The organism is Alcanivorax sp. HI0083 (genome assembly GCF_001635175.1).
Genome location: NZ_LWFX01000298.1, coordinates 1 through 5,337, shown reverse-complemented (window position 1 = coordinate 5,337; position 5,337 = coordinate 1). Strand labels below are relative to the sequence as shown.

The window sequence follows — 5,337 nt, the reverse complement described above, 5'->3', positions numbered from 1 at the left end:
ATTCATGCTGCCGGCGGCACCGCGGTACTGGCTCATCCGCAGGCCTACGGGATGACGCGCAAGAAACTGCGCCAGTTTCTTGCCCATTTCAAGGAAGCCGGCGGCGACGGCCTGGAAGTGGCCATGCCCGGGCTCTCCCCGCAACAGACCGCGTTGCTGGATGAATGCTGGCAACACTTTGATCTGCAGGTGTCCGCCGGATCGGATTTCCATTCGCCGGAGCAGAAATGGCTGGCGTTGGGGCGATTGCCGCCGGTGCCCAAAGGCGCCAGGCCGGTGTGGGAAGGGAGGCTAACCAGCTGACAATTGATAGTGGACAGTTGGCAGCTAAAACAATAGGTTGCGTCAATGTTTTGACGTTACCTGTCAATTATTAATTATCAACTACCAACTGAAGTTATGACCGACGTTATCTACATCCATCCCGAAACACCCCAGCCCCGCCTGATTAGACAGGCCGTGGACGTCATTCGTAACGGTGGGCTGATTGCCTACCCCACGGATACCACCTACGCGCTGGGATGTGGCATTGGTGAAAAGGCCGCTCTGGATCGCCTGATTCGCCTGCGCCAACTGGACAAAAAGCACGAATTTACGCTGCTCTGCCACGACCTCTCTGCGCTGGCGGTGTATGCCAAGGTGGACAACCCGGATTACCGCCTGCTCAAGGCGCACACCCCAGGACCCTATACCTTCATTTTACAGGGCACCACCGAAGTGCCACGCCGGCTGATGCACCCCAAAAAGCGCACCATCGGTATTCGAGTCCCTGACCATGCCATCTGTCAGGCGCTGCTGGCCGAGCACGGTGAACCGATAATGACGTCGACTTGTCACCTGCCCAACGATGAGTTTCCGCTCACCGACCCGCAAGACGTGCGCGATTTTCTGGAAAATCACGTGGACCTGGTGATCGACGGGGGCTTTTGCGGCACCCTGGAAACCACCGTCATCTCCCTGTCTGAAGGGGAGGGACCGGTGGTGGTGCGTGAAGGCGCAGGTCCAGTCGACGCCATCTATTAGTCAAATTGCAGGGATTTGCTCAGGGTTTGACCAGACACTGACAAGTCGCTGTCCCTCACGGCGCGGTTCGCCGTATAATCGCGGGCTTTCCCCGCAGCGTTCCCCCTGGAATGCCACCTACAGGGTATAAGGAGTTGGCTTTGAGTTCCGTGGTTCCCTCCCAGCGAGTTGTTTCCGGCATGCGCGCCACTGGCCGCCTGCATCTGGGGCACTACCATGGCGTGCTGAAAAATTGGGCGCGTCTGCAGCATGAGTTTGAGTGTTTCTTCTTTGTCGCAGACTGGCACGGACTCACCACTGAATACGAAAACCCGCACAAGATTGAGCAGCATGTCTGGGACCTGGTGATCGACTGGCTTGCCGCCGGGGTGAATCCGGGTTCGGCCACGCTGTTTATCCAGAGCCAGGTGCCAGAGCACGCCGAGCTGCATCTGCTGCTGTCCATGATGACACCGCTGTCCTGGCTGGAACGGGTGCCTACCTATAAAGATCAGCAGGAAAAGCTGCGCGAGAAAGATCTGAGCACCTACGGCTTTCTGGGTTACCCGCTGCTGCAGTCTGCCGATATTCTCGCCTATCGGGCCGGTCAAGTGCCGGTGGGGGCAGATCAGGTAGCGCACGTGGAGCTGACCCGGGAAGTCGCCCGTCGCTTCAACCATCTGTATGGCCGCGAACCGGGCTTTGAAGAAGCCGTGGACGCTGCCATCAAGAAGATGGGCAAGAAGCAATCCAAGATTTACCTGAACCACCGTCGCCAGTATCAGGAGCAAGGCGACGAAGCGGCGCTGGAAACAGCGCGGGCGCTGGTTGACGGGCAACAAAATATTACCCTGGGTGACAAAGAGCGCCTGCTGGGCGACCTGGAGGGTGGGGGCAAGGTCATTTTGCCTGAGCCTCAGTCGCTACTCACACAAGCCTCCAAAATGCCCGGGCTGGATGGTCAGAAAATGTCCAAATCCTACGGCAACTTCATCAGCATGCGTGAAGAGCCCGCGGATGTGGACAACAAAATTCGCCGTATGCCCACAGACCCGGCCCGGGTCCGCCGCACCGACGCCGGCAACCCGGATAACTGCCCGGTATGGCAGTTTCATATGGTGTACTCTGACGACACTACCCGGCAGTGGGTGCGCGAAGGCTGCACCAGTGCCGGCATCGGCTGTCTGGATTGCAAGAAGCCGATCATCGAAGCGGTTCAGGAAGAGTTGGAGCCCATTCGCAAGCGTGCGGAAGAGCACCTGCGCAATCCGGACCTGGTCCGTACCATTGTGGCGGAAGGGTGCGAGGAAGCACGCGAAGCCGCCCGCGCCACACTGGAAGAAGTGCGCGCAGCCATGGGCCTGAATTACCGCTAGGCGGAGCAGAGCATGACGGAAACGGTAGAGCACACGGCAGAAGATCCGGCACCCAAGCAGCCAGCAGGCCTGCTCGGGCCTCTGCACCCGAGCCAGTCGGAAATGCCGTTTGGTCTGGTGTATGGCAAGGCCATTACCAAGCTGCCTGATGATCTCTACATTCCGCCGGATGCCCTGGAAGTCTTCCTTGAGGCCTTTGAAGGGCCGCTGGATCTGCTCCTCTACCTGATCAAGCGCCAGAATCTCGACATCCTCGATATTCCGGTGGCCACCATCACGGTCCAGTACATGGAGTACGTGGAGCTGATGAAGGCCATGAACTTCGAGTTGGCGGCGGAATACCTGGTCATGGCGGCCATGCTCAGCGAAATTAAATCGCGCATGCTGCTGCCTCGACCCAAGGAAGACGAAGAAGAGGACGGTGAAGACCCCCGCGCCGAGCTGATTCGTCGCCTGCAGGAATACGAGCGTTTCAAGAAAGCGGCGGAAGATATTGATGAACTGCCGCGTCTGGAGCGAGACGTCTTTCCTGCCGAAGCCAAGCGCCCGGAATTCACCCGTGAGAAAGCGCAGCCGGATGTGGATATGCGCGAGTTACTGCTGGCACTGAAAGAAGTCATGCATCGTGCGGACATGTTTGAAAGCCACCAGGTATCACGGGAAAAGCTGTCCACCCGCGAGCGCATGGCCAGCGTGCTGGACAAGCTGAAAGGGCGCGAATTCGTGCCTTTTATCGAGTTGTTCAACCCGGAAGAGGGCAAGCTCGGGGTCGTGGTTACGTTCCTGGCCACACTGGAGCTAGTGAAAGGGTCACTGATCGAACTGGTTCAGACCGAAGCCTTTGCGCCTATTCACGTGAAGGCGAAAACGCTGGTATTGGAAGAGTCAGATCTTTTAGCCGGCCTTGAGCTCGAGGATGAACCCGATGCCGAATCGGATGCCTATGAAAGTGATACCGGCACTCTCGATGCGGTGGATGACGAAGCTCACGATGGAACCAAGGGGTAAGCGTGGACGCTGAGCAAATAAAAAGAATCATTGAAGCCGCCATTCTTGTAGCCGAAGGGCCGCTGGACCGTGACGGCATGCTGGCCTTGTTCGATGAAGAAGATCGACCCAGCAAGCAGGATTTGTCCAAATACCTTGAGCAGTTGGCTGACGAATACGAAGGTCGGGGCATTTTCCTCAAGGAAGTGGCGTCGGGCTTTCGCTTTCAGGCACGCTCTGAGCTGGGCTCCTGGGTGAGCCGCTTGTGGCAGGAAAAGCCACCCCGGTATAGCCGGGCGATTCTCGAGACCCTGGCCTTGATTGCCTATCGTCAGCCGATTACCCGTGGTGAGATCGAAGAAATTCGTGGCGTTTCGGTAAGCTCCCATATCGTCAAAAGCCTGCTGGAGCGAAACTGGGTTCGAGTTGTCGGGCACCGTGACGTGCCGGGCCGCCCGGCCATGTTCGCCACCACCAAACAGTTTCTGGACTACTTTGATCTAAAGAGCCTGGAAGACTTGCCGTCGCTGGCCGAGATTCGCGACCTGGACAAGCTGAATGAGGAGCTGGCCCTGACCGATGTGCCGCCCAGCAGAGCGGGTGAGGGCGATGCTGACGAAGCCTCCGAAGGTGACGTGGATGATGATGGCTTTGGCGAACATGAAGTGCGCCTGCCGGGTGATCAGGGGAGCATCCCCGGTTTTGAGCCGGAACCGGAAATCGACGACTCTACACAAATGAGCATGGACAAGGTCGATTCCGTACTGGCCAGCTTTGAACAGGAATTCCGCCGTAAACCCGGCGACAAGAATGACGCTGAGCCCGCCCCAGTTGGCAATGACGCGGTGGCGGATGATGCCTCCACTGAGCCGGACGGCGCTGCAAACGATAGTGATGATGTCGCGGTAGATGATGCTTCTGATCAGGAGCAGGAACCGAGCGACAGCGCAGAGGAAAGCCGAACGCCCCATGAGTGAGAAATTACAGAAAGTCCTGGCCCGTGCCGGGCTGGGCTCCCGCCGGGAGCTTGAAACCTGGATCAGCGACGGTCGCGTCTCGGTCAATGGGACTGTAGCGACCCTGGGTGACCGGGTTGGCAGTGAAGATACCCTACGTGTAGATGGCAGGATAATTAAAGTGAAGGCCGAAGAAGACACCGTTCAGCGGGTCATTATGTACCACAAGCCCCCCGGAGAAGTGTGCTCACGCAACGACCCCGAAGGGCGCCCGACGGTGTTCGATAACCTGCCGCGCCTGCAAGGCATGCGTTGGGTGCAAGTCGGCCGGCTGGATATCAATACCACTGGCATGATGCTGTTCACCACCGACGGTGAACTGGCCCACCGCCTGATGCATCCCTCCAACGGCTTTGTGCGCGAATATGCGGTGCGGGTTCGGGGCGGCATGACCCCGGAAAAGCGCCAGGCCATGCTTGATGGTGTGTTGCTGGAGGATGGTGTTTCCAAATTCGATAGCATCGAGGATGCCGGTGGCGCAGAAGAAGGCGCCAACCACTGGTACAAGGCCACGCTGACCGGCGGCAAGTACCGGGAAGTGCGTCGCCTGTTTCAGTCCCAGGACCTGGAAGTGGCTCGCCTGATGCGGATCCGCTTTGGTGACCTGACGCTACCTCCGCAGTTGCGTCAGGGGCGCTGGATGGAGCTGGAGCCGGAGCAAATGAAAGCGCTGATCGACAAGGTGGAACTCAAGGGCAAGAAGTACACCGGGCTTTACGGCCGTGCTCGCCTGCGCCACCAGCGCAGCGGCAGCAAGCCACCGCGCAAGGCCCGCCGCGGGCCGTATCGCCGCTAGGGAACCTCTGAAAAACTCCTTGTGTACTCAGTCTTTCAGGCTGGTTCGCAATCTATACCCCATTCGGGGCACAGAGGGCGCGCTTTTGAAGGTGTCCCCTAACTGGGATCGAGATATGTCCATCCATCGAAAAAGCGCAACAACGAGTGCGGGCCAGCCT

General features: G+C 58.6%; 5 protein-coding genes and 1 pseudogene. All 6 read left to right on the top strand.

All coding sequences use genetic code 11. The features are described from left to right. Nucleotides 1-303 (top strand): annotated as a pseudogene (locus tag A3754_RS27070) (PHP domain-containing protein); the annotation flags it as partial. Nucleotides 304-399: 96 nt separating this feature from the next. After that, complete coding sequence (locus tag A3754_RS03180) at nt 400-1,023, top strand: L-threonylcarbamoyladenylate synthase (protein ID WP_063518829.1); 624 nt, start codon at nt 400-402, stop codon at nt 1,021-1,023. 140 nt (nt 1,024-1,163) lie between these two features. Then, nucleotides 1,164-2,378 carry a tryptophan--tRNA ligase gene (locus tag A3754_RS03175; protein ID WP_197468417.1) on the top strand — a complete coding sequence of 405 codons (1,215 nt, stop codon included), beginning with the start codon at nt 1,164-1,166 and terminating at the stop codon, nt 2,376-2,378. Between the two features lie 12 nt (nt 2,379-2,390). Then, nucleotides 2,391-3,386, top strand: a complete 996-nt coding sequence (locus A3754_RS03170) for a ScpA family protein (RefSeq protein ID WP_063518828.1) — start codon at nt 2,391-2,393, stop codon at nt 3,384-3,386. A gap of 2 nt (nt 3,387-3,388) precedes the next feature. After that, nucleotides 3,389-4,342, top strand: coding sequence for an SMC-Scp complex subunit ScpB (gene scpB / locus A3754_RS03165; protein WP_063518827.1), 954 nt, complete (start codon nt 3,389-3,391; stop codon nt 4,340-4,342). Beyond that, nucleotides 4,335-5,177, top strand: a complete 843-nt coding sequence (rluB, locus tag A3754_RS03160) for a 23S rRNA pseudouridine(2605) synthase RluB (protein ID WP_063518826.1) — start codon at nt 4,335-4,337, stop codon at nt 5,175-5,177. Before scpB ends, rluB begins: the two co-directional genes overlap by 8 nt. Nucleotides 5,178-5,337: the final 160 nt, after the last annotated feature.

Coding starts and splice junctions, on each gene's coding strand:
- rluB (WP_063518826.1), top strand. CDS start 4,335: ATGAGTGAGAAATTACAGAAAGTCCTGGCCCGTGCCGGGCTGGGCTCC.
- A3754_RS03180 (WP_063518829.1), top strand. CDS start 400: ATGACCGACGTTATCTACATCCATCCCGAAACACCCCAGCCCCGCCTG.
- A3754_RS03170 (WP_063518828.1), top strand. CDS start 2,391: ATGACGGAAACGGTAGAGCACACGGCAGAAGATCCGGCACCCAAGCAG.